Origin of the sequence: Shimia sagamensis, assembly GCF_900182745.1 — a bacterium.
Lineage (GTDB): Bacteria > Pseudomonadota > Alphaproteobacteria > Rhodobacterales > Rhodobacteraceae > Shimia > Shimia sagamensis.
Window position 1 is genome coordinate 84,164 of record NZ_FXTY01000003.1, and the last position, 24,636, is coordinate 108,799.

Below are 24,636 nucleotides of genomic sequence, written 5' to 3' on the forward strand. Positions count from 1 at the left end.
TTGCATGCACATTGTTGACGGTGCCTTGTCCAACCCTGTTGTGATCGGCGGCGCGATTGCCGCAGCCGGGGGGATTGCCGTTGGCCTCAAATCTCTGGATCTGGACCGCATCCCCACGGCGGGGGTGCTGTCGGCCAGCTTTTTTGTGGCCTCGCTGATCCACGTGCCAATTGGCCCGTCATCTGTGCATTTGATCCTTAACGGTCTGGCTGGGCTCTTGCTCGGCTGGGCCGCGTTTCCGGCGCTGTTTGTTGGCTTGCTTTTGCAGGCGGTGTTTTTTGGCTTTGGCGGTCTGACTGTGTTGGGTGTCAATGCAGTAAATATCGCGCTGCCGGCAGTTTTAGCTTGGTTGATCTTTGGTCGCTTGATCGCACGCGGCACACCGCTTCATGGCGCAATCTGGGGTGGTATCGGTGGCGCGTTTGCCATTGCCGCAACCACCGCCTTTGTCGCGATGTCTCTGGCCCTGTCTGGCGATGAATTCTTGCCGGCCGCCAAACTTGTTTTTGTGGCGCATATTCCGGTTATGGTGATCGAAGGTCTTTTGACAGGCTTCGCGGTTCTCTTGGCGCGCAAAGTCAAACCGGAGCTGTTTGTGAAAGGTTCATCTGCGTGAAACATCTGATCCTGATTGTCTCATTGTTGTGCGCGCCGCTTCCTGCCATGGCGCATAAAGTGATTGCCGGAGTTTTTCCCGCAGGCGACGCGATTGAAGGCGAACTTGGCTTTTCAAGTGGGGACATGGCCGTGGGGCAGGAGGTCATCGTGTACGGACCCGATGGAGCGGAACTGGGCCGTACCGTCACGGATGAAGACGGGTTTTTCCTCTACACGCCCACCAGTCCGGTCGCGCATAGTTTTACCGCCGACATGGGGGCGGGGCATGTAGCCAAGGTGGTCATGCCTGCAGAAGAGGTTGCCGAGATCATGGGCGTCGCCGCAATTGTTGCAGACGCACCGGTTGAAAAGGTTGCGACCAACAGCAAAACCGTCGCTTCTTTATCGGACGAGGAGCGCCAAGCCATTGCCAAGTCCGTGAGAGATGAGATCCGTCCCCTGCGCCGTGAAATTGCGGCCTACCGCGAAAAGAACGATATGCAAAATATTCTTGGCGGCATTGGCTACATCCTTGGCTTATTCGGTTTCGGCTTTTATCTCGCGGCCCGTAAGAAGACGTCTGCCTGATGGCGCATGCGTTGGCACCCAAGGCCACGACGCTGGCGGAGACAGGCAGTGATGCGCCCTATGGCGTGATCGGAGATCTTGATCCCCGAGTTCGGATCGTAATGGCCTGTGTGTTTGCCATGGTGACAGTGGCTTTAGTGGACATACCGTCTTTGATCGCTGCGCTGATGGTGTCGGTGGGGCTCCTGATTTTGTCCCGTCTGCCGATCCGTCGCACGCTCAAGCGCATGGCAATGATGGACAGCTTCATTATTTTTATGTTGGTGCTCCTACCGTTCACCATGCCGGGCGACGAGATGTTCTCCGTGTTTGGATTTCCAGCAAGCTGGCAGGGGCTCTGGAAGGCCATCGAGATTGGACTGACCGCCAATGCGGTGATCCTGACACTGATGGTGCTTGTTGGTACTATGGAGCCGGTCACGCTTGGCCATGCGTTGCACAAACTGCGCTGTCCCGAAGTTCTGGTGCATCTTCTGATGTTCACCGTGCGCTATATCGAAGTGCTGCGTGAAGAGTACCTGCGCCTGCGGGGAGCGATGAAAATCCGCGGGTTCCGGCCTGGCACCAATTGGCACACCTACCGCAGCTTTGGCTATCTGGTTGGCATGATGCTGGTGCGTGCCATCGAACGGTCAGAGCGCATTTTGGGGGCGATGAAATGCCGGGGCTTCTCGGGCCGCCTTTTGTTGCTACAAGAGTTCTCCATGACCCGAAAGGATCACCTGTTTGTCACTCTGCTGAGTGCGTTGTGCCTTGGTCTGCTATTTTTGGATTACGTATGACAATCCTAAAGCTTGATGACATCCGCTTTGCCTATCCGGGCTATGCACCCGTTCTGGAAGGCGCGTCGCTTCAGCTTGAGGCGGGGCAGCGTTTGTCGATTACCGGTCCAAACGGGGCTGGAAAATCCACCCTTTTTCGTATTGCGCTGGGTCTTCAAACACCGGATGCCGGTACTGTTACAGCCTTTGGCCAAGAGCGGCGGGTCGAGGCAGATTTTCACGAAGTGCGCCGCCGGATCGGGCTGGTGTTTCAGGATCCCGATGATCAACTGTTTTGCCCCACGGTGGCCGAAGACATCGCCTTTGGACCGCTCAACCTAGGACGTAGCAAGGCAGAGGCTCTGGCCACGGTGGAAAAGGTGCTGACCGACCTGCAACTGCTGCACCTGCGTGATCGCATCACACATAAGCTGTCTGGTGGAGAAAAACGGCTCGTGACTTTGGCAACCGTGCTGGCGATGGAGCCGGAAGCGCTTTTGCTGGACGAACCCACCAATGCACTGGACACCAAAAACGAAGCGCGGCTCTTGGAAATCCTAAGTGGTCTGCCGCAAGCAATCTTGTTGGTGAGCCACAACCCCGCGTTTCGGGCCGCTTTGGCACCGGACACAGTGGAGTTACGTGACGGCCGACTGCTTTAGATTTCCGAGTCTCTGGCTACAGTTTTCCGTAGGTTGTTGGCACATCGCCCTGGATAATCTTAGTGACGGATTTGGCCACCAACGCTGCATTTTCAGCAGAATTGAAGCCGTCAATTTTGTCAAAAAACAGCCCGTCGATCGCGCCTTCATGAGACCGGTCGACCAATGCGCCGTAGGCTTTCTCAAGCGCAGCATGGTCCACGCCCTGCGCTGCAATTTGCGCAAAGTTCAACCCTTCTTGATAGGGGGTCACCCCCGGCAGCGATCGGTACCACGCGCCCCCAAACACCACCGCTGGCACGCCACTTAACAGGCCTTCCCAACCGGCTGTGCCCGCAACAGTGCCCACCACTTGCGCGTTGGCAACCAAGGCGGCGGAATCCGCAAAGGAGGGCAGCATCTTGACGTTAGGAATGCGTGACAGGCGGTGAAAGAAAAACGGCCCGCGGGCAAACAGGCCTTGGCGTGGGTTCTCTTTCACATAGACCTGCCAATCATCGGGAATGGAGCGCGCAATTGCTTCGATCATCAACAACTGGTCGCGGTATCTTCCCCCTAACGTGGATGCAGACATCTCCGGTTGATTGTGCAGCGGCACATAGACGTATTTTTGCTCATAATCGACTGTGCCGCGGTCAAATTCAGCCAAGTGTTCATAATAAGCCAGCGCGTTTTTGTGGAAATAATGGGCAAATGGATCGCGCCAATCAGGCAAGCTGCCGTAAACATCAGAAACACGTTTCAGCAGTGTGTAGAGGCGATGTGGTTTGAGCAGCAGAACAGGTTCGCGCCGCAGAACATACTTCAAAAAGCTGCCCACCGCCTTTGCGTTCAATTTGCCGGTTGCGCCAGGTTTCTGCCAATCGCCGTCCATAAAAAACAGATCCGGCAGTTTGCCGTGCTCCAGTGGAATGGCCGGGGCGTCGGAGGCGGAAGGATCAAAAACGCCATAGTCATCTATCGCGCCAGAGGAGAAAAAGCGGTCGTTGAACAGGGATTGCTGGTTCATTACAAGCGTTTTGATGCCGAGGCTCTTGGCAACCTGATACAGAACCGTGTCATACCCCAGATGTGGCGTCATGAAGAACACCACATGGGTGATTTCCTCTTCGATCATACGTTGGGCAATCACGTCGGTGAGCATGTAGTAATAATCCAGGTAATCCTGCAGGTTATCCAGATTGTGGGCGTTGTAGTTGTAGTTCTCACTCACCCGTTGAAAGTGATCAATGGCCATTGTTGCCATGTCGTGGAATTCATTGGAAGACAGCAAATCCAGGTTGGCACTTTGATGCACCGTGTCTTGCATGTGGTGCTTGCGCAGGCGCTCGTGCCGCCAGTCCCGTTTCATTGTGTTGATTGGGCGGGAGAACAGATCCGCGCCACGATCCCCAACAACCAGGGAAATCTCGATTTCACCGTTTGATTGTTTTTCAATCTCGCGCAGAAATTCGAGGCGATAGGTGCCGCGCACATCGCAGAGGAGTTTGGCCATCGTTTGTATCTCCCAAAGCTTCCGCAGTCGCGCCGCCACTGGGAGTATTCCTCCGGGAGCTGGACACGTCCGACCTCCACTTTCTATAGAGCGCGGCTTTGCGTGTTTTAAGGGTAAATCCGCCGTGTGTGGCAACTTCTGCCGAGCCAGCATGTGATATGACTGTTTGGTTGGCGCAGATAAGGCAAATGCTACCCGCTATTCCGGTAAGAAGTTGCCAAACAAATCCTGAGATATGGCGATCCGTTCCACTTTGTCTCGCGCTTTGTCTCCAAGCTCGGTCACCACATCTTGAAACATCAGATTTAGGCCAAAATGGAGACCGGTGGGGAATGGCAAAAACATGTGACCCTCGTTGGGATAGGGTAGCATCACGTCACTCAGTTCTGCACCCCAGTCGCAAAATTCATCGCAGAATAGGATTACTTTGAAACCCCGTTCTTGCGCAGCCTGTGCCAAAATTGGTCCGTGATTCCCGTATCTGAATGTGTCGATCAAGATTAGCGCCTTGGTTTCGGATTCAACCCCAAAAACATCAGCATAGACACCATCAGTGCCGTCCAAAAACACCACATTGGAGCGCAGGTATTTAAGGCGCATGGCAAATCCGTTGGCCAGATATTGCATCACCTGAAATCCCGCAGCCATCACGCTCTCAGAATGTGCCACATATTGCACGGCGTTTTGCCATCGCTCGGTTTCCCGTAAATCCAGGGCCGTGCGAATGGCGGCGTTGGCAATTGCGTGGTCCTGGGTTGCGTCGCGCGTCTGGCTTGCTTGTTTGAAGCTTTTAAACCGGCTGCCGATTCGAGCGGACGTCGGCCCGTAAAGGTCACGGCGTGCGTCGGCTCGCAGCTCATTGAGATTGCTAAAGCCAAGTTTCTTGAAAAATCGGCTCACCGTCATAGGGCTGACCTGTAATTTTTCGGCAATCTCTGCGCTCGTCTCTAAAGCAACGGCTTCCGGCCGGCTACTCAGATAGGTGGCAACACGTTGTTCCAGCTTGGTAAACGTCTGATTTGCACTGGCTATTGCCTCCGAAATATTCACGCTCATCCTCAGACCCTTTTGCCCGACGCTTTCCCCAATAAACGGACCATATCAAAAATTATCCGGTATGCACGTACCATAATGGTGTTGACTGTTATTGCAATACCATAGAGGGTCAGGCCACTTGCCGTTGGGGAAATGCCCAACAAGATACGGCCGAACGGCCAAAGACATCGTTCTGGGGAGGACAGCGAAGATGAAAAATTCACATTGGTTCCAAGTGGTTGGCGCGGCAGCCGTCACAGTTGGTATGGCGGTCAACGCGCCAGTAGCCATGGCAGATGGCGATGCAGACCTGTTGGTTGTGGCTAAGGCGTCTGATCCGCAAACGCTCGATCCAGCACAAACCATGGACAACAATGATTGGACCGTAACATATCCGTTGTACCAACGTTTGGTGGCCTACGACGTATCTGAGGATGGCAAAGGCCTGACCTCTGTGATTGGTGAGCTGGCCAGCACATGGACTGCCTCTGATGATGGCACGGTCTGGACGTTTGATCTGGCATCCGGCAATGCGTTCAGCGACGGCGCAACAGTTGACGCTGCCGCCGTGGAGTATTCTTTCAACCGTCTGATGGATCTGGGCCGCGGCCCGTCTGAAGCGTTCCCGGGTGGCATGAAAGTCGAAGCCACCGGTGACATGCAGGTGACCTTCACACTCGAGCAGCCGTTTGCGCCGTTCCTCTACACGCTGGCCAACAATGGCGCCGGTATTGTGAACCCGGCTGTTGAAGGCAAGGGCGACGATCACGGCACCGAATGGCTGTCCGCCAATTCCGCAGGGTCCGGCGCTTACATGCTGACCGGTTGGGAGCGTGGCCAAAGCCTCGTGCTGGAGCCAAACCCGAACTACGGTGGCGCAACCCCTGAGATCGAGAAAATCCGCGTCGACATCATTGCAGAAGCGGCCGCGCGTCGTTTGAAGCTTGAAGCGGGTGACGTTCACATCGCGGAAAGCCTGCCGGTGGATCAACTTGATGCGCTTGGGAGCAAAGACGGCATCGAGGTGCAGAACTACCCAAGCCTCAAGGTGACCTACCTCTACTTGAACAACAAAGTTGCGCCTCTGGACAATGTGGATGTGCGTCGTGCGATCTCTGCTGCGGTGGACTATCAGGGTATCATCGACGGCATTCTGGACGGCAACGGTGTGCAGATGCACGGCCCGATCCCAGAAGGCATGTGGGGCCAGAACAAAAACGCGACCCAGTATTCTTATGATCTGACCTCTGCGAAAAAGGCTCTCGACGTTGCTGGCGGCGCAAGCGAGGAAATCTCCTTCCTCTACTCCGATCGCGACCCACTGTGGGAGCCAATTGCCATCGCAACCCAAGCGTACCTGTCCCAATTGGGCCTGAACGTGAAGCTGGAGAAGCTGGCAAATGCCACCATGCGTGAGCGTTTTGACACCGGCGAATTTGGCATTGCCACCGGCAACTGGAGCCCGGACTTCGCGGACCCCTACATGTTCACCAACTACTGGTTTGACAGCAAGCGTCACGGTCTGGCGGGCAACCGCAGCTGGTACTCCAACGACAAAGTTGACGGCCTGCTGCAGCAAGCTGTTGTCAGCTCCGACACAGCAGAACGCACCGCGCTTTATGGTGAGCTGCAGGAAATCGTGACGGATGAGGCGGCCTACGTCTATCTGTTCCAGAAAGACTACCGCATCGCTGTTCGGGATGATGTCGAAGGCTTTGTTTTCAACCCAATGCTCGAAGATATCTTCAACTTCGGCGGCATGTCACTCTCCGACTAAGCCCCAAGCAATTGGCCCAAGACTGCTGCGGTGGTCTTGGGTCTCCAGCCAATAAAGAAACGCGCCGATGTCCTTCCTCAATGTCATCCGCCGCCGATTGATGTTCCTGATACTGGTTCTCTTTGGCGTGACGGTTATCACCTTCACCATCTCAAATCTCATTCCCGGCGACCCGGCCCGCATGATTGCGGGCGACCGCGCGACGCCGGAGATTGTGCAAAATATCCGCGAGGATCTCGGCCTCGATAAACCGCTTCCCATCCAGTACCTGCGCTACCTCGAAGGCGTGGTTCAGGGCGACTTCGGAAACTCAATCCGCACCCGCCGCCCGGTGCTGGAAGATCTGCGTATCTTCTTCCCAGCGACGCTGGAGCTGGCGCTCACTGCGCTGTTCTTTGCCACCGCTTTGGGCATCCCTCTGGGCGTGGCCTCCGCTGTGTGGAAAGACAAACCGATTGACCATTTTGTGCGGGTGATTGCCGTGACCGGCATCTCCACACCGGCCTTTTGGCTTGGCCTTCTGGTGATCCTGCTGTTCTACGGCAACCTCGGTTGGCTCCCCAGCGGCGGGCGCATTGACCCGTCTCTTGAAATGCCCACCCGCGTCACTGGCTTCCTGATGATTGACAGCCTGTTGGCCGGTGATTTGACCGCCTTTGGCTCCGCTCTCAAACACATCTTGCTACCTGCCTTCACGTTGGGCTTTGTGCACCTCGGCGTGGTGGCCCGCCAAGTGCGTGCCGCGATGCTCGAAGAGCTGCAGCAGGACTATATCCGCACCGCCAAAGCCAACGGTCTCAGCCGCTTCAAAGTGGTCTTCACCGAAGCGCTGCCCAACGCGATGATCCCCTCGATCACCGTGCTTGGCCTTGCGCTGGGCGATCTGCTTTACGGCGCGGTGCTGACTGAAACCGTCTTTGCCTGGCCCGGCATGGGCGCCTATGTGGTGAACTCGATCCAAGCGCTGGATTTCCCAGCAGTGATGGGTTTCACCGTGGTGGTCTCGCTGGCCTACGTGTTGATCAACCTTGCGGTCGATCTGATCTATATGGCGGTTGATCCGCGCATCCGGGAGGTCTCGTGATGAGCGACGCAACCGTCTCTGTGAACCCAATCAAACGCGTCTTGTCGCGGGTGGATTGGGGCTACCTTTGGTATCAAATCAAGAAAAGCCCGCTGACACTTGGCGGCGGAGCTGTGGTCTTGATCGTGTTGTTTCTGGTGATCTTTGCACCGGTCTTTGCCACCCATGATCCCAACGCCATCGATCTGCGCGCCCGTCTAGCCGCGCCCGGTTGGGAGCATTTCTTTGGCACCGACGAAGTGGGCCGCGACCTCTATTCTCGCATCCTCTACGGTGGGCGGCAATCTGTGGCTGTTGGTTTCTTTGTGGTGCTTGTCGCCGGTTTCATCGGTACGTTTGTTGGCGCTTTTGCCGGCTTGATTGGCGGGCGTGTGGATGTGGTGATCATGCGACTGATGGATGTGGTGCTTTCCGTGCCATCTCTGGTGCTGATCATGGCGCTGGCTGCGGCGCTTGGCCCAAGCCTGATCAATGCCGCCATTGCCATCGCCTTGGTGCGCATCCCGATTTATGTGCGCATCTCACGTGGGCAAACTTTGCTCATCCGCGAGATGTCTTTTGTAACCGCCGCCGAAACCTTCAAGGCGTCCAAACTGCACATCCTGCGCTGGCACATCCTGCCCAACATCTTGTCGCCAGTCATGGTGCAGGCCACGTTGGACCTTGGCAGCACCATTCTCTTGGCTTCCGCGCTCAGCTTCATTGGCCTTGGTGCGCAACAACCCACCGCCGAATGGGGTGCCATGGTGGCCACCGGACGCAACTACATCTTGGACCAGTGGTGGTACTCGGCCTTCCCCGGCTTTGCCATCCTGATCACCGCCACCGCCTTCAACCTTCTGGGTGATGGCATCCGCGACATCCTTGATCCCAAACAGAAGGCACGCTGACATGGCGGACCCAGTATTAAAAATTGACGGGCTGGAAGTTCTGTTTCCAGGCTTCTCAGGTGACGTGCATGCCGTAAATGGCGTGGACTTGGATGTGCAGCCGGGCGAGATTGTTGGTCTAGTGGGCGAAAGTGGCTCGGCCAAATCAGTCACCGCCATGACGGCGCTTGGCTTGTTGCCCGCTGGCGCATTCCGCCAATCCGCGGGCACCATCAGCATCCTGGGGCGCGACGTCGCCACCATGTCCGAGCGTGAGATGAACAAGCTGCGCGGCGGCGATGTGGCAATGATCTTTCAGGAGCCACAAACCGCGCTTAACCCCACCAAGACCATTGGCAAACAGATGCTGCGGGTGATCGAACTACATTCCAACCTGCGCGGTCTGGCGGCCCGGGACCGTGCCATCGAACTGCTCAAGGACATGCGCATCAACGATGCCGAAGAAATCTTGGGCCGTTATCCGTTTGAGCTCTCCGGCGGTATGCGGCAGCGTATCCTGATTGGCATGGCCTTTGCCTGCTCACCCAAACTGTTGGTGGCAGACGAACCCACCACAGCCTTGGATGTGACGGTACAACGGCAGGTGCTGCAATTGTTGCACGCCAAAGCCCGTCAAACCGGCGCATCAGTGCTGTTTATCTCGCATGATTTGGCGGTGATCAGCCAGTTCTGTGACCGCATCTATGTGATGTATGCAGGCCGTGTGGTGGAATCCGGACCGGCGCAAAAGGTGCTGGGCAATCCGCAACACCCCTATACCGCCGCCCTGATCGAAGCGCTGCCAGAGGATGCCAATCCGGGGGAACCGCTCGCGTCAATCCCGGGCACCGTGCCCAATCTGGTCAATCCGCCAAAAGGCTGCGCCTTTCAGGCCCGCTGTCGCCATGCGCACGCCGCCTGTGACTCGCGCCCTGTGCTGACCGACGTTGGCACCAAACACCAAGCCGCTTGCTGGCTGCGCGAGGAGATCTCCGCATGACTATTGATAGTGTGATGACGCTCTCCAACATCCACATGCGCTTCCCGTTTGGCGAGGACTGGCGCGGCCGCCCACATGGTTTTGTGCATGCGCTCAACGGCATTGATCTCGAGATCTTGCGTGGCAAAACCTTGGGTGTTGTTGGGGAGTCCGGCTGTGGCAAATCCACTCTGGCGCAGGTGCTTATGGGCATTCGTAAGCCGTCTGAGGGCGAAGTGATCCGCAACTTTGGCGCAGATCATGATGTGCAAATTGTGTTCCAAGACCCGCAAAGCTCGCTCAACGCGCGTATGCCGGTCTGGCGGGTAATCACGGAACCTGTGTTTGCCGTCACCAAACGCCCCAAGGCCGAGTTGCGTGCATTGGCAGCTGATCTTGCCGCCAAAGTGGGTCTGCGCCCCGAGGTGCTCGACCGCTATCCCCATGAGTTCTCCGGTGGTCAGCGTCAACGTATTGCCATCGCCCGTGCGCTGTCCTCTGATCCGGATGTGATTGTGCTCGACGAGCCGACCTCGGCGCTTGATATCTCCATTCAGGCGCAAATTCTGAACCTGCTGAAAGACCTGCAGGCGGAACGCGGCCTGACCTACATTTTCATCTCCCACGACATCTCGGTGGTGCGCTATCTCTGTGATGAGGTGGCGGTGATGTATCTGGGTCAGGTGGTGGAGCATGGCGCGTCCGACGCTGTCCTTGCCGCGCCCAAACATCCCTACACCCGGCTCCTGCTGGACTCGATCCCAACCATGCGCGCCACCGGCGGGCTGGGGGAGTCGCTTAGCAACACAGACCTGCCGTCCAACCGAAACCTGCCCACTGGCTGTTTCTTTAAAGACCGCTGTGAACTGGCGGGCGTAGGCTGTGACGTGCGACAAAACATGGTGCCTACCGAGCAGGCCCAGGTGCGCTGTTGTCAAACTGCAGCCACCACCCCACAAAAGGTGTCCGCATGACGCTGGTCCCAATTCAACACGCGGCCATCGACGTGCAACTTGCCTATGCGACCACCGAGAACTTCGCCGGTGAGGTGCTCTACACCACGCCGGAGGATCAACAGGCACGCTTGCACACACATGCCGCCGATGCCCTCTTTCATGCCGCCGATCGCGCCGCCGCCCTTGGACTGCGCCTTCTGCTGCTGGACGCCTATCGCCCACAAGCGGTGCAACGCCGCTTGTGGGAGGTACGGCCTGACCCCGAATTTGTTGCAGACCCGGCCATCGGTTCGGATCACAGTCGCGGTACCGCTGTGGATCTGACGCTGACCCGTGCGGATGGCACTGTGCTCGACATGGGCACAGACTTTGACGCCGCGTTGCAACAATCGCATCACTCCAGAATCGACATCTGCCGTGAAGCTCAGCAAAACCGTTTGGTTTTGTTAGGTCTCATGGCAGGTGCCGGTTTTGAGTTGAACCCCTATGAGTGGTGGCACTACGCGTTGGAGAATTCGGAAAACTACCCGTTGATCTCCTAATCCATGGCGCTGGGCGCTTTACCGCGCCCGCCGCCGCAACAGCCAGACAAAGAACATCCCGCCGATCAATCCGGTGACAATGCCAATGGGCATGTCTTCCGGTGCCATAATCGTGCGGGCGAAGATGTCGGACCACAAAAGATAGATAGCCCCAAACAAGGCCGAGGCCGGTATCACCCGGCAGTAGTCCCCACCCACCAACAGGCGCACAATATGCGGCACCATCAGCCCGACAAAGCCAATCATGCCGGAAAATGCCACCATCACCCCGGTGACCAACGCGCCGACAACAAAGATGATCAGGCGAAACCGCGCCACCGGTATGCCCAGCGTGGCAGCGGTCTCATCACCCACTGTCATGGCATTCAATTTGCCCGCGTTGGCCCAAATGTAAGCCCCGCAGAGGACAAGGACAGCAAAGGGGAAAGCCAAGTGGCACCATTGTGCCAATCCCAATCCGCCCAACATCCAGAACACCACCGTGTGGGTCGCGCGCGGATCGCCCAGAAAGATCAACACATTGGCCAACGACATCACAATGAAAGACACCGCCACGCCCGCTAAGATCAACCGATCCGCGCTGGTGGCCGATGCAAATTGCGACACCGCTAAAACCAGCAAAGTTGCGGCCAGTGCCCCACCAAAGGCAAACAGCGGCACGGTGATCAGGCCCAAAAACATGCCGGTGTGCATCAAAGCCAAGATCGCACCAAAGGCAGCGCCGGAGGAAATGCCCAACAGATGTGGATCCGCAAGGGGGTTGCGCGTCACAGCCTGTAAACTGCCGCCAACAACCGCCAAACCGGCCCCCACCAGACAAGCCAACAAGGCGCGTGGGAAGCGAATGTCCCAGACAATCGCCTCGCGGCCCTTGGACCAGTCCTGTTCCATTGTGCCCGGCGCCACCTGATTGATCAGGATGCTCCAAACCGTGTGCAGGGGCACAGATACGGCCCCGACACTGATTGCGACTGAAATTGAGAAAAGCAACAGGAGCCCCCCTGCGCCGATCACATAGGGAAATCTGCTCTTTGGCTGCCCTGCTGCTCTCTCGCTCATTTATTTGGCCCGGAATGCTTCGGCGAGGGTTTTCACCGCAGCGATGTTGCGCGGACCTGGGGTTGCCTCAACGTACTCAAGGGTCACAAACCGGTCGTTCTTCACCGCGTCCATCTCCGCAAAAGCCGGGTTGTTCATCATAAACGCACGTTTTTCTTCAGCCGTGACATTGCCGTAGTTCACGATCACGATGACCTCCGGGTTGCGCTCCACAACCGGCTCCCAGCCTACCTTGGCCCAGCTTTTCTCCAGATCGGCCATGATGTTGGTGCCGCCAGCCGCCTCAATAAGTGCGTTTGGCATGGCATAGCGCCCTGCGGTGAACGGTGAGTCTTCGCCGCTGTCATAAACAAACACGCGGGGTGCGGTCTTTAGCGGCGTCAAGCCATCGGTGAAGGCCGCAAGATCCGCTTTGTACCCCTCAACCAGCGCATCAGCTTTGTCTTTCACATCAAAAATCGCGCCGAGGTTTTGGATGTCGGTGTACATGTCATCCATGCTGGCGGCGTCCTTTTCGCCGATGTGAATGCAGCTTTCGGTGAGCTCATAAACCTTGATGTCAAACGGCGCGAGGGTCTCCGGCGTGACTTCGCCGCCCACTTTCATGCCGTAGTTCCAACCGGCAAAGAAGAAGTCCGCATCCGCGCCGATCAGCACTTCTTTGGACGGATACTTAGCAGATAGCTCTGGCAGTTCTTCCACGCCAGCGCGCATCTCTTCGTCCAGCGTCTTCCAGCCGGAAATGCCGGTGTAGCCCACCATGCGGTCCGCCAGTCCCAGCACCAGCATCATCTCGGTCAGGTTCACGTCGTTGGAGACCGCCGCCTTGGGCGGGGTGTCAAAGATCACGTCGCGGTTGCAGCTTTCCACGGTGGTTTCGGCCAACGCCGTGGTGGTAGAGAGCGCCAAAATTGCGCTGGCTGCAACAGATGACAGTTTGAATTTCATGAAAGAGGATCCTTTAGGTGGGAAGGTGGAATGTAAGATGTTGGTTTTGACTGACGCTCAACTTCTGGCGCTGGGCGGTGACCAAAAACGTGTCTGACACCAGCTTTTCGCTGAGCACCTCATCGGCGCTGCCAAAGCCGTGGCAATGCCCGTCTTTTAGAAGCAGGATGGCGTCACACACGTCTGAGGCCATGTTCAGATCATGCAGCGAAACAACGATAGTCAGCCCAAGGGATCGGATCAGCGAGAGGATTTCGAGCTGATGGCGAATGTCCAGATGGTTGGTTGGCTCATCCATCACGAGCACCTGCGGCTGCTGCGCCAAGGCCCGAGCCACCATCACCCGCTGGCGTTCCCCGCCCGACAGCGTGTCAAAGTTGCGCGTGGACAAATGCTCTAGCTGCATCCGCGCGATTGCTTGGGTTACAATCTCCGCATCATGTGCCCCACTTGATGACAAAGCGCTGCGATGCGGGGTGCGCCCCAGCGCCACAATGTCTCGCACCGTCAAGCCAAACGCGCCGGGTTGTTCCTGAAGCACAGCTGCGACCTTGCACGCTGCCGCTTTGGCGGACATACCCCAGAGATCCTGCCCATCCACCATGATCTGCCCCGTTGTGGGTTTCTGATAATGGTAGATCATCCGCAAGAGCGTCGACTTGCCCGCGCCATTGGGGCCAACCACACCAAGCACGCGGCCGGGGTAAACCTCAAAGCTCACAGGGTGCAGCAGAAACGGTTGGTTTTTTGCAGGACGCCAACAGATGTCTTTGGCCACCAAATGCCCGGTTCTCATGACAGGCGCTCCGCGCTGTCCTCAATCGCCAACATCATCGATGGCACCCGCGCCAACGTGTGTGCGCGCAGCTTGCCGGGGCGATCCACCGAGGAGCACCAGCCGTCGCCTAGCACCGCATATTGCTGTGCAAAGGATACCAAGTCTTCGATATCCTGCTCCGGTGTGATGTCGCCAAACAGATACGTGGCCTTGCGTGTGCTGTGATAGGCAACGGTGCAAGGATGTTTGCAGCCCGCCATACAGGCGACGCCGGATATTTCGAACTCTTCCGTGATCGCATCGCCCGCCATATCGATGGCGGCGCGCAAGCGCTTGATCAGCTCATAACCGGGGCGACAATTTTCGCCGACATGTTTGCAGGATGTGCATATCGAAATTCTGTGAGTGGGGTGGTGCATCTCGCCCTCCGCGATAGCGCGGGGCAAGCACAGTCAGTTTTTCACACGGATCAATCCGTAAAGCCATCATGGCCTCCTGTCCGGACGCCCCGCCCGGGTTGAAGTTACATTTTGGATGGCAGGTCTCCTGACTCGCGGATTGTGGCTTTCCCGAACCTTCCCAAACGCATGGCGTTCAGTGGTCTACTCGGGGTCGCTTGCCGCTTACAGTTGCGGGGGCAGTCACGGAATTGGCTCAAAGCTGGGCCGCACCGTATTCCCTTTTCATCCCGATTGACTGACGTCTTTCGGGAACCATCTCTTCCGAAGTCGTGGAAACCGGTAGGTGAGTCAATAGGCTTTCCGCCTCAAGGAACAAAATCCTGCGGCATCCTATGTCACGGATCGCAAGATATTGTTTGACCGTGAGTCATGCAGTTTGGGCATGTGTGTCTTGGCTGGAAACAGCCTCCGGTTCAGAGCTGTCCGGCAGGTGGTTGTACGCTGGCAAACCGAGACCTGGCACACTACAATGCAGGCTATACGCCGCACTGCGCCATCACATTTGGGGGAGGCCAAGACAATTGTTCCGAAGGGCAACTTGCGTCTTTTTCAAGCTTGGTATACATCGGCATACAATACCTGCCCTGTGACTCGCTATTGCATTAAAGACAGGGCGTTCATGCTTAAGCCAACCTCAAATCGCTAGGATCATCATGAGCTTGTATACAGATTATCTGAATGAGATTGAGACCCGGAAATCCGAAGGTCTGAATCCAAAGCCAATCGATAACGGCGCGCTGGTCAGCGAACTGATCGAACAGATCAAAGACACCGCCAACGCCCATCGCGAAGACTCTCTGAAGTTCTTCATTTACAACACCTTGCCGGGCACCACGAGTGCTGCTGGCGTGAAGGCAGACTTCCTCAAAGAGATCATTCTCGGCGCGTCTGACGTGGCCGAAATCTCCCCGGAGTTCGCCTTTGAACTGCTGTCGCACATGAAAGGTGGCCCTTCCGTGCGCGTGCTGCTCGACCTGGCGCTGGGCGATGATGCCGCAATTGCTGCGCAGGCTGCAGACGTGCTGAAGACACAGGTCTTCCTCTATGACGCCGACCAAGCGCGTCTGAAAGAGGCGCTGGATTCGGGCAACGCTGTCGCCAAAGATCTGCTGGAAAGCTACGCCAAGGCGGAATTTTTCACCAAGCTGCCAGACATCGACGAAGAAATCGAACTCGTGACCTACATCGCAGGCGAAGGCGACATTTCGACCGACCTTCTGTCCCCAGGCGCAGAAGCGCATAGCCGGGCCGACCGTGAACTGCACGGCAAGTGCATGATTTCGGAAGCTGGGCAGAAGCACATCGAAGAGTTGAAGCTGCAGCACCCTGGCAAACAGGTCATGCTGATTGCGGAAAAAGGCACCATGGGTGTCGGCTCCTCCCGTATGTCCGGCGTCAACAACGTGGCGCTCTGGACCGGTAAGCAAGCGTCGCCATATGTGCCGTTTGTAAACTACGCGCCAGTTGTGGCGGGCACCAATGGCATCTCCCCAATCTTCTTGACCACCGTGGGCGTGACCGGCGGCATTGGTCTGGACCTGAAGAACTGGGTGCGCAAATCTGATGAGGACGGCAACCCGATCCTCAACAATGACGGCAACCCGATCCTGGAGCAGAAATACTCCGTGGAAACCGGCACTGTTCTGAAGATCAACACCAAGTCCAAAAAGTTGCTGAGCGAAGACGGCGAAGAGCTGGTCGACGTGGCGGCGTCCTTCACCCCGCAAAAAGCCGAGTTCATGAAGGCAGGCGGGTCTTACGCAATTGTCTTTGGCAAGAAGCTGCAAACATTTGCGGCTGGCGCGCTGGGCGTTGAGCCAACACCTGTGTTTGCAGCCTCCAAAGAGATCACCAAAGACGGCCAGGGCCTGACTGCGGTTGAGAAGATCTTCAACAAAAACGCAGTGGGCACCACCCCGGGCGCAACCCTGCATGCTGGCTCTGACGTGCGTGTTGAGGTCAACATTGTTGGTTCACAGGACACCACCGGCCTGATGACCATGCAGGAATTGGAGGCCATGGCGGCCACCATCGTGTCCCCGATCGTGGACGGCGCGTATCAGTCTGGCTGTCACACCGCCTCTGTGTGGGACAAGAAAGCACAGGCCAATACCCCACGTCTGATGAAGTTCATGAACGACTTTGGCCTGATCACTGCACGTGATCCCAAAGATCAGTATCACGCTATGACCGACGTGATTCACAAGGTGCTGAACGACCTCACCGTGAGTGACTGGGACATCACCATCGGCGGCGACAGCCACACCCGTATGTCCAAAGGCGTGGCCTTTGGTGCGGACTCCGGCACCGTTGCTCTGGCATTGGCCACTGGTGAGGCCTCCATGCCGATCCCTGAGTCCGTCAAGGTGACCTTCAAAGGTCAGATGGCTGAGCACATGGACTTCCGCGACGTGGTGCACGCCACCCAGTTGCAGATGTTGGAGCAGCACGGCGACAACGTGTTCCAAGGCCGCGTGATCGAAGTGCACATTGGCACGCTGCTGGCCGACCAAGCCTTTACCTTCACCGACTGGACTGCGGAAATGAAGGCAAAAGCCTCGATCTGTATCTCCAACGATGAGACGCTTGTGGGCTCTCTGGAGCTGGCCAAACACCGCATCCAGATCATGATCGACAAGGGCATGGACAACGATGTGAACATGCTTCAGGGCCTGATCGACAAAGCGGACGCCCGCATTGCCGAAATCAAGTCCGGTGCCAAGCCTGCTCTGACCCCAGATGATAGCGCCAAATACTTCGCAGAAGTTGTGGTCGATCTGGATCAGATTGTAGAGCCAATGATCGCTGACCCGGATGTGAACAACGCCGACGTCTCCAAGCGCTACACCCACGATACCATCCGTCCAATCAGCTACTACAACGCTGAAAAGAAAGTGGATCTGGGCTTTGTTGGCTCCTGCATGGTCCACAAAGGCGACATGAAAATTGTCGCTCAGATGCTGAAGAACATCGAGGCTGCCAACGGCAAAGTTGAGTTCAAAGCACCACTGGTTGTGGCTGCGCCGACCTACAACATCATCGACGAGATGAAAGAAGAGGGTGACTGGGAAATCCTGCAGAAGTATTCGGGCTTTGAGTTCGACGATCTGTTCCCCAAAAGTCAGGCCCGCACTGAGTATGAGAACATTCTCTATCTTGAGCGTCCGGGCTGTAACCTCTGCATGGGCAACCAGGAAAAAGCCGCCAAGGGTGACACCGTGCTGGCCACCTCAACCCGCCTGTTCCAGGGCCGTGTTGTGGCTGACTTGCCCGAGAAGAAAGGCGAGTCGCTGCTGGCCTCCACACCGCTGGTGGTGCTCTCTGCCATCTTGGGCCGTACGCCTACGCTGGAAGAGTACAAAGAGGCTGTGGAAGGCATCGACCTGACCAAGTTTGCGCCACCACTTGAGGTGCCTGCAAACGCCAAGTCGGCGCACTTCTAAAGCCAAGTGGATGCACTTCGGTGCAGCCTAAAAGAAATCACCCCCGGCGCGGAAACGTGTCGGGGGTTTTTTGTTGCCTGGGATTTGGGCGCCGCGGCTGATCAGCGTCAAAACCAGGGAGCGTCTATTGCCCGACAGGTTGCCGGCTCTGAGAAAAAGCCAGAAAGCCGACCATCGCTTGTCGCGTGTTTGGTGCTGCAGATTTCAAGAGCATACTTGAATGCATCACCGCAATCGACGCACTGTACACAGTATTATTGGCCATCCGCTTTGAAACAACCGGAGTTCATTCAATGAAAAATATAATTGGCTCGACTGCTATCGCCTTATCTTTTCTATGCAGTGCCTCTCTGGCGACCACGCCAACAGACGCGAATTTTAACGATACTGGCGATATTTTGGCCCGCTCGCAAAAACATGCTGACATCGAATATGACATCATGGTGCAGCGTGCCACTCAGGCCGCCATCCACTATATGCCCGCTGTTGCCCAAGTTGACTTTATCAAGGCGACGGTACGCGCTGGCGGAGGGTACGATACGGTGAACTTTGTCACCAAGCCTTTTGGGTCAGAGAAAGGCTTTCTGACAGCTAACGACACCACTGCGTATGCATGGGGGTCGATCTCTGTCAAAAACGGTCCGATGGTTGTTGAAGTGCCGCCAATGACAGACAAAGTCGACTACTTTGGGTCTTTCATTTCGGCATGGCACGTGCCGATGGTGGATGTTGGCTCTAGAGGGGCTGACGAGGGCGATGGCGGGAAGTACCTGTTCCTTCCCCTCGGATACAGCAACGAGTTTGGCACAGCAGATGAGTTAGCAGCGCAGGGCTACATAATTGTGCCCAACTTTGACACGCATGACGCGTCTTTTTCATTCCGTCCAACACTGCTGAACGGCGCCACGCATGCCGAAGCTGGAGAGCATGCAAAGGGTATCAAAATCTACGCTCTGGAAGAGGCTGTGAACGGTGAAATCGAGCCAACCGATTACCTCGATGCGACTGATCTTCCGTATGACTGTTTGCCCTACTACAACATGACTTTCATTGAAGACATCAACGATGTGGTGCAGAACAACCCGGTTCGTGAGAAAGATCGCGCCATTTACTCTATGCTCCAAAGTATAGGCATCAAGAAAGGCGAGGCATTTGATCCAACGCCAGCCCAGAAAAAAGCCGCACTTGAGGGCCTGGAGCTCGCATACGCTTACATGCAGGCGAAATTTGTAACCGAGGGCGAAACTGTTGCGCCGCTTTGGGTTAAGGATGGCGAGAAGCTTTCAGAGTGGTCCTTTTGGAACTTCGGCCCTCAGGCTCAGATGGGGTTCCCGTTTGAAGATGGTGAGGAGATCCTTATCGACAAACGTGCAGCGACATATTTCTACGTAACTTTCCTGCCTAGTGAGCTAGGTGGTGCGACGTTTTATCTGACGGGACTGCGCGATTCAGATGGGAATATGCTGAATGGCGAAGACACGTATAAGCTCAACGTGCCGGCTGACGTGCCCGCAAAGGATTTCTGGTCTGCCATCGTCTACAATATGGAAACCAAGAACTTCAATCGGGGTGTCGACCGTGTCGGTGCCTCTACCAAAGACCTGGACAAGATGGTGAAGAATGAGGATGGCTCGGTTGATGTATATTACGCGCCAAACTTGGATAAAGTTCCCGAAGGTTACGAAGCAAACTGGGTGACCACAGAGAGTGCAACAAACGCAAACGATTGGTTTTTTCTGTTCCGCCTGTACCGGCCGGAAACAAAAGACTGGTTCAAGAACTGGATGCTGAACGACGTAGAAAACATCTCGAAATAGGAAAACTCAAAGGGCTCCTTCGGGAGCCCCTTTTATTACTGTTTCGAAAACGCATCTCTGACCAGCTCGGTTCTGGTTTGAGTGGTTCCACTTGCCGAGCAAAAGTAAGCATCTGTGAATTTTTCCGATAGGTCAAAGCACAGCCTTGGCCAATTGGTCTTGGAACTGTCGTTCCTCGCGATCACAGCGGATAGCCTTCTTCTGGCGCAAATGCGCAGGCCAAGCAACGCGGGTAAAACCTTCGAACCAAGCCGCACTTCAACATTTTTGGAAGGTGGTTTGGTGGAGCCTAGGAGGATCGAACTCCTGACCTCTTCGCTGCCAGCGAAGCGCTCTCCCAGCTGAGCTAAGGCCCCAAACCAGTCAGGCATCTCTGCCTGTGCGCGCCTAATTAGGCGCATCCCGGGGCGGGTTCAAGCGAAAAATTCCGCCCCGGTGTAACTTTTTTCAGACGATCAATTTTCTTCGTCGTCAGCCGCAACATCCGCAATTTCATCCAGCGAAACGTTGTCGTCTTCATCATCGTCATCATCCAGAACATCGTCTTCGAGTTCCAGATCAACGGTGTCATCATCATCTTCCAGCACGTCGTCTGCGGAATCCGCATCCTTCGCTTTTGCCTTCAGTGTTGCCGCATCCTCTTGGTCTGCCGCAATCATCCGGCTTTTGCCGGCTTCTACTTCCACGACATCGCCCGTGTAGGGGCTGATGACTGGGTTTTTGTTCAGGTCATAGAATCGCTTGCCGGTGGTTGGGCAAACGCGCTTGACGCCCCATTCTTCATTGGGCATGGGTTGTCCCCTTCAATCGGTTGAGTCTCTCTCGACGATTTGGGGGAGGTGCCATAACAATGGCCCCGTGTCAAAGGGTAACATCGCATTGTCGCTATAGGAGCGCAGATGGCGCAATTTAACATCTCCGGAACGCCATCTGTGACGGTGGCTTTGCGCCGATCTGCCCGTGCGCGCCGGATCAGTCTCAGAGTCTCGCGACTCGATGGGAAAGTGACGCTGACGATTCCCTCAAATGTGTCCGACCGTGAGGCAATGGCGTTTGCCCATGAGAAGCAGGACTGGCTGCGCAAGCAAGTTGCCCAACAGCCGGAGGCCGTTGTGGTGGCACATGGGGCAGAAGTGCCTGTTGCGGGTCGCGTACGCTTGATTGTGCCGGGGGCAGGGCGCTCTGTGCAATTGGGCGGCGGTGAGCTTGCGGTGCCTGGCAAACCAGAGTTGGTCGGGCGCAAGGTACAGGGCTTCCTCAAGGAGCTTGCGCGCCATCGGCTGGCCGAGGCTGTGGATCACTACGCCGCGCGCTTGGGGCGCCAACCCACCAAACTCACGCTGCGCGACACCCGATCTCGTTGGGGCTCCTGCTCCTCCAGCCGTGCGCTGATGTTCTCTTGGCGCTTGGTCATGGCCGCGCCGGATGTGCTGGACTACGTTGCCGCGCACGAGGTGGCCCATCTCAAGGAAATGAACCATTCACAAGCCTTCTGGAATGAGGTCACCATCATCCACGGTCCCTACGAGACCCCGCGCCGCTGGCTGCGCCATCACGGCCAGGAGTTGCACCGCTACCAATTTGCCGGATAACCGCGCCACATTGACCTTTGCATCATTTGTGATCACAAAGGCGCCATGATCCCATCCAGCCGTCCCGCCTCTGACCAATCCGCCGCCGCCCACGACCGAGTGTACCGCAGCCTGCGCGCGAGCATCATGTATGGCGAGCTTGCCCCAGGCGCCCCCCTCACGCTGCGTGGCATCGGCAAAGAATTTGGTGTCTCCATGACCCCGGCCCGTGAGGCCGTGCGCCGCTTGGTGGCCGAAGGCGCGTTGACCTTGTCCAATTCCGGTCGCGTGGCCACGCCAGAACTCAGCAGCGAGCGCCTCGAGGAGCTTGCCGCCCTGCGTGCTTTGATCGAGGTCGAACTGGCCAGCCGCGCGCTGCCCCGCGCACATATGGCGCTGATCGACCGTCTTGTCGCCATCAATGGCACCGTTGCGGATGCAGTCAGCAAGCGCGATTCCGTGGGATACATTCGCGCCAATCTGGAATTTCACCGCACGTTGTATCTGCGCGCTCAGGCACCCGCAATGTTGGCCATGGCGGAGACCGTCTGGTTGCAACTGGGCCCCACCATGCGCGCACTTTATGGCCGCCTGCGCCAGACCGAGCCGCCGCACTACCATCGTCTGATCATCGCCGCGCTCAAAGCCGGGGACGAGCCCGGCCTGCGCCTGGCGGTGCGCTCTGATGTGACCCAAGGCCTGCGCCTGCTGGCCCGCTAAGCCATCTTAGCCGTGTGTCGGCCACACATGGTGTTCGTCATCTATCACATAAGCATGCGCATGGCGTCGGCCGCCGTGTGCCTGCAAATGAGGGTGATCCTCGGGTAACTCAGGATGCTCATGCATCACCTCTTTGGGCGCCGGGGTCCACACCCAATACCCCACAACCGTGCTCGCCAATCCAAGCGCCCCCAGTACCAACAAGGACAGCGCCTGCGATCCTTGCGTCGCACTCCACCCCGCCAATGGATAAGCGACCAGCCAACACACGTGGCTGAGGGCAAACTGCGCGGTGAACACCGCAGGGCGATCCTCTGAATGGGCCGAGCGGCGCAACAGGCGGCCCGAGGGTGTCAAAATAGCGGAATAGAGCGCTCCAATCACAGCCCATAACCCCAAAAACGCCGGCCAACTCAAAATCCCAACATTTTGCATCCACAGCCCGTGTCCAACCGTAGCGAACGCCAAGGCCACAGCACTGGTGCCCATGACCCGCCGGTCCGGCAATTGCTCCAATAGACGCGGCAAAGACAGCGCCGCTGCCATGCTGCCAGCCCCAAAGGCGCCCATGGCCATCGCGAGCCCGGCCTCCCCCATGCCATATCCGTTGCGCACCAACACCACGGTGTTCACCAGCACGTAAGACACGCTCGCCGCTGCCGCCATGTTGAACGCTAGCAACCCCCGCAGACGCGGTGTCGACAGGTAGATCCAAGCGCCGCGGGTCAGCCGTTCGCGAAATGGACGGTCTTTGCTTTTGGGGCGCGGCGGCAAAGTTGTGATCAGGATCAACAGAGTGGAGATCAAGAACCCAGCTGCGGTGCCCACAAATAATCCATGATAGCTCATCACCAGCAGCAACATGCCCGCAAGTGCCGGGGACAGCAGGTTCTCCAGATCATAGGCCAAACGGGATAGAGACAGTGCCCGCGTGTAGTCTTCTTCCTTGGTCAAAATGTCCGGAATGATCGCCTGAAAGGTCGGAGTGAATAGCGCGGACGCGCTCTGGAGCAAGAAGATCAGCACATAAATTTGCGCCACCGAGTCCACAAACGGCAAAAACAGTGCTACGCCAAACCGCACCAAATCAGCAAAAATCAAAACGCCACGGCGGGGCAGGCGGGCCGCCAGCGCCCCCAGTACCGGGGACAGGCCCACATAGGCCACCATTTTGATGGCATAAGCTGTGCCCAAGACCGCACCGGCCGCAGGTCCGGCCAAATCATAGGCCAAAAGCCCCAGCGCAATGGTCAATAATCCGGTGCCTGCGAGGGCCACAACTTGGGCGGCAAACAACTTGGCGAAGGCTGGGTGTTTGAGAATCCGTATCATAGCGCCACCCTAGTCTTGATGTGCCAAAGGGCAAGAGACCCCGTCGCGGCGTCAGCGCTACAAAAGTGACTGTTCCCCATTGCCCGCGCTCTGTTAGACAGAGGGCGCAACACAGGGAGACCACCATGTCACAGACCATGAACGCCGTTGAAATTTCAAAACCCGGTGCCGCGGATGTGCTTCAAATGGTGCCGCGTCCCATTCCGACACCTGGTCCCGGCGAAGTGCTGATCAAGGTGGCTTATGCCGGTGTGAACCGCCCCGACGTGTTGCAACGTTCTGGGCTCTATAATCCGCCTGCAAACGCCTCCGACCTGCCGGGGCTTGAGGCCTCTGGCACTATTGCCGCAATGGGCGCAGGCGTCAGCGCGTGGTCCGAAGGCGACGAAGTCTGCGCCCTGCTGCCCGGTGGCGGCTATGCCGAATATGTCCTCACTTCCGCCGACCATTGCTTGCCAGTGCCCAAAGGCATGGGCATGAAAGAGGCGGCTTGTCTGCCGGAAACATTCTTCACTGTGTACTCCAATGTCTTCCAGCGCGGCGGATTGAAGGCGGGCGAGCGCTTTCTGGTGCATGGTGGCTCGTCTGGTATTGGTACAACTGCGATCCAGCTGGCCAACGCCTTTGGCGCACGTGTGTTCACTACCGCTGGCTCCGATGAGAAATGCGACGCTTGCCTGCAACTTGGTGCGGAAAAGGCCATCAACTACCGCGCTGAAGATTTTGTCGACGTGCTGCGTGCCGAGGGTGGCGCCAACCTGATCCTTGATATGGTCGGTGGTGATTACCTGCCGCGCAATGTGAAGTCCCTGGCTGACGATGGCCGCTTGGTGCAAATCGCCTTCCTGCAAGGCCCGCAGATCCAGCTCAACTTTGCCCATGTGATGATGCGCCGTCTCACCATAACCGGCTCCACTCTGCGACCGCAAAGTGATCTGGCCAAAGCCAAGATCGCCGACGCTCTGCTAGCTGATGTCTGGCCGCTTCTGGAAAGTGGTCGTGTCGCCCCCGTTATGGACAGCGAGTTTGCTCTGGCGGATGCGGCGGCGGCCCACCAACGCATGGAAAGCAGCGGTCACATTGGAAAAATTGTGATGAAAGTGGCCTAAACTCAGGTTTATTCCCGCCGTTTAGGCCGTTTCCCCCCTTTTCACTACCGCTG

The 24,636-nt window shown here is 57.0% G+C and carries 23 protein-coding genes, 1 tRNA gene and 1 riboswitch; of the genes, 15 read left to right on the plus strand and 9 right to left on the minus strand.

Annotation, left to right across the window (positions count from 1 at the left end; genetic code table 11):
• Positions 1-4 precede the first annotated feature (4 nt).
• The 4 genes from cbiM to QOL67_RS08525 are packed head-to-tail and all read left to right on the plus strand — an operon-like array spanning position 5 to position 2,608.
• Positions 5-616, plus strand: coding sequence for a cobalt transporter CbiM (gene cbiM, locus QOL67_RS08510; protein WP_283425550.1), 612 nt, complete (start codon positions 5-7; stop codon positions 614-616).
• Entirely contained in the window at positions 613-1,185 is a 573-nt protein-coding gene (locus QOL67_RS08515) for a cobalt ABC transporter permease (RefSeq protein ID WP_283425551.1), read from the plus strand. The genes cbiM and QOL67_RS08515 overlap by 4 nt, the downstream gene beginning before the upstream one ends.
• Positions 1,185-1,967, plus strand: a complete 783-nt coding sequence (cbiQ, locus tag QOL67_RS08520; RefSeq protein ID WP_283425552.1) for a cobalt ECF transporter T component CbiQ — start codon at positions 1,185-1,187, stop codon at positions 1,965-1,967. The genes QOL67_RS08515 and cbiQ overlap by 1 nt, the downstream gene beginning before the upstream one ends.
• Positions 1,964-2,608, plus strand: coding sequence for an energy-coupling factor ABC transporter ATP-binding protein (locus tag QOL67_RS08525; RefSeq protein WP_283425553.1), 645 nt, complete (start codon positions 1,964-1,966; stop codon positions 2,606-2,608). The genes cbiQ and QOL67_RS08525 overlap by 4 nt, the downstream gene beginning before the upstream one ends.
• A gap of 16 nt (positions 2,609-2,624) precedes the next feature.
• Here the strand turns inward: QOL67_RS08525 and QOL67_RS08530 are convergent, their stop codons facing one another.
• The gene (locus QOL67_RS08530; protein WP_283425554.1) at positions 2,625-4,103 is read right to left on the minus strand and encodes a capsular polysaccharide export protein, LipB/KpsS family; all 1,479 of its coding nucleotides are present in this window, start codon (positions 4,101-4,103) and stop codon (positions 2,625-2,627) included.
• A 198-nt stretch (positions 4,104-4,301) separates the two neighbouring features.
• Positions 4,302-5,159, minus strand: a complete 858-nt coding sequence (locus QOL67_RS08535) for a MurR/RpiR family transcriptional regulator (RefSeq protein WP_283425555.1) — start codon at positions 5,157-5,159, stop codon at positions 4,302-4,304.
• Positions 5,160-5,349: 190 nt separating this feature from the next.
• Between QOL67_RS08535 and QOL67_RS08540 the strand changes: the two genes are divergently transcribed.
• The 6 genes from QOL67_RS08540 (at position 5,350) to ddpX (ending at position 11,345) form a co-directional block, all read left to right on the plus strand.
• Complete coding sequence (locus tag QOL67_RS08540) at positions 5,350-6,915, plus strand: ABC transporter substrate-binding protein (protein WP_283425556.1); 1,566 nt, start codon at positions 5,350-5,352, stop codon at positions 6,913-6,915.
• A 67-nt stretch (positions 6,916-6,982) separates the two neighbouring features.
• On the plus strand, positions 6,983-7,999 hold the full coding sequence (locus QOL67_RS08545; protein ID WP_283425557.1) for an ABC transporter permease: 1,017 nt from the start codon (positions 6,983-6,985) through the stop codon (positions 7,997-7,999).
• A complete protein-coding gene (gene ddpC / locus QOL67_RS08550; protein ID WP_283425558.1) occupies positions 7,999-8,889 on the plus strand; it encodes a D,D-dipeptide ABC transporter permease in 891 nt (296 codons plus the stop codon). Before QOL67_RS08545 ends, ddpC begins: the two co-directional genes overlap by 1 nt.
• A gap of 1 nt (position 8,890) precedes the next feature.
• Positions 8,891-9,868: an ABC transporter ATP-binding protein gene (locus QOL67_RS08555; protein ID WP_283425559.1), complete on the plus strand. Its 978-nt coding sequence runs from the start codon at positions 8,891-8,893 to the stop codon at positions 9,866-9,868.
• Positions 9,865-10,821 carry an oligopeptide/dipeptide ABC transporter ATP-binding protein gene (locus QOL67_RS08560; protein ID WP_283425560.1) on the plus strand — a complete coding sequence of 319 codons (957 nt, stop codon included), beginning with the start codon at positions 9,865-9,867 and terminating at the stop codon, positions 10,819-10,821. The genes QOL67_RS08555 and QOL67_RS08560 overlap by 4 nt, the downstream gene beginning before the upstream one ends.
• A complete protein-coding gene (gene ddpX / locus QOL67_RS08565) occupies positions 10,818-11,345 on the plus strand; it encodes a D-alanyl-D-alanine dipeptidase (RefSeq protein WP_283425561.1) in 528 nt (175 codons plus the stop codon). Before QOL67_RS08560 ends, ddpX begins: the two co-directional genes overlap by 4 nt.
• Before the next feature lie 18 nt (positions 11,346-11,363).
• Here ddpX and QOL67_RS08570 read toward each other — a convergent pair whose 3' ends face one another.
• From QOL67_RS08570 to QOL67_RS08585, 4 genes are read right to left on the minus strand one after another with little or no spacing between them, the layout of a single operon-like run.
• The gene (locus tag QOL67_RS08570) at positions 11,364-12,404 is read right to left on the minus strand and encodes a FecCD family ABC transporter permease (RefSeq protein WP_283425562.1); all 1,041 of its coding nucleotides are present in this window, start codon (positions 12,402-12,404) and stop codon (positions 11,364-11,366) included.
• A complete protein-coding gene (locus tag QOL67_RS08575) occupies positions 12,405-13,352 on the minus strand; it encodes an ABC transporter substrate-binding protein (RefSeq protein WP_283425563.1) in 948 nt (315 codons plus the stop codon).
• A 13-nt stretch (positions 13,353-13,365) separates the two neighbouring features.
• A complete protein-coding gene (locus tag QOL67_RS08580; protein ID WP_283425564.1) occupies positions 13,366-14,148 on the minus strand; it encodes an ABC transporter ATP-binding protein in 783 nt (260 codons plus the stop codon).
• Positions 14,145-14,549 carry a DUF1636 family protein gene (locus QOL67_RS08585; RefSeq protein WP_283425565.1) on the minus strand — a complete coding sequence of 135 codons (405 nt, stop codon included), beginning with the start codon at positions 14,547-14,549 and terminating at the stop codon, positions 14,145-14,147. The genes QOL67_RS08580 and QOL67_RS08585 overlap by 4 nt, the downstream gene beginning before the upstream one ends.
• 100 nt (positions 14,550-14,649) lie before the next feature.
• Positions 14,650-14,863: riboswitch (cobalamin riboswitch) on the minus strand.
• A 381-nt stretch (positions 14,864-15,244) separates the two neighbouring features.
• Between QOL67_RS08585 and QOL67_RS08590 the strand changes: the two genes are divergently transcribed.
• Together QOL67_RS08590 and QOL67_RS08595 are read left to right on the plus strand one after the other, a co-directional pair.
• The gene (locus tag QOL67_RS08590) at positions 15,245-18,034 is read left to right on the plus strand and encodes a bifunctional aconitate hydratase 2/2-methylisocitrate dehydratase (protein ID WP_283425566.1); all 2,790 of its coding nucleotides are present in this window, start codon (positions 15,245-15,247) and stop codon (positions 18,032-18,034) included.
• Positions 18,035-18,219: 185 nt separating this feature from the next.
• Positions 18,220-19,851 (plus strand): DUF1214 domain-containing protein, encoded by a 1,632-nt coding sequence (locus tag QOL67_RS08595; RefSeq protein ID WP_283425567.1) that lies wholly within the window; start codon positions 18,220-18,222, stop codon positions 19,849-19,851.
• Positions 19,852-20,131: 280 nt separating this feature from the next.
• On the opposite strand, the gene QOL67_RS08600 is transcribed toward QOL67_RS08595, so the two are convergent.
• Positions 20,132-20,207: transfer RNA gene (locus QOL67_RS08600), tRNA-Ala, on the minus strand.
• A gap of 99 nt (positions 20,208-20,306) precedes the next feature.
• Entirely contained in the window at positions 20,307-20,642 is a 336-nt protein-coding gene (locus QOL67_RS08605) for a TIGR02300 family protein (protein ID WP_283425568.1), read from the minus strand.
• Positions 20,643-20,750: 108 nt separating this feature from the next.
• On the opposite strand from QOL67_RS08605, the gene QOL67_RS08610 reads away from it, so the two are divergent.
• Positions 20,751-21,443, plus strand: a complete 693-nt coding sequence (locus QOL67_RS08610; RefSeq protein WP_283425569.1) for a M48 family metallopeptidase — start codon at positions 20,751-20,753, stop codon at positions 21,441-21,443.
• Positions 21,444-21,488: 45 nt separating this feature from the next.
• Positions 21,489-22,142 (plus strand): GntR family transcriptional regulator, encoded by a 654-nt coding sequence (locus tag QOL67_RS08615; RefSeq protein ID WP_283425570.1) that lies wholly within the window; start codon positions 21,489-21,491, stop codon positions 22,140-22,142.
• A gap of 6 nt (positions 22,143-22,148) precedes the next feature.
• Here the strand turns inward: QOL67_RS08615 and QOL67_RS08620 are convergent, their stop codons facing one another.
• Positions 22,149-23,474, minus strand: coding sequence for an MFS transporter (locus QOL67_RS08620; protein WP_283425571.1), 1,326 nt, complete (start codon positions 23,472-23,474; stop codon positions 22,149-22,151).
• A 125-nt stretch (positions 23,475-23,599) separates the two neighbouring features.
• Here QOL67_RS08620 and QOL67_RS08625 point away from each other — a divergent pair, with 125 nt between their 5' ends.
• Positions 23,600-24,583, plus strand: coding sequence for an NAD(P)H-quinone oxidoreductase (locus QOL67_RS08625; protein ID WP_283425572.1), 984 nt, complete (start codon positions 23,600-23,602; stop codon positions 24,581-24,583).
• Positions 24,584-24,636: the final 53 nt, after the last annotated feature.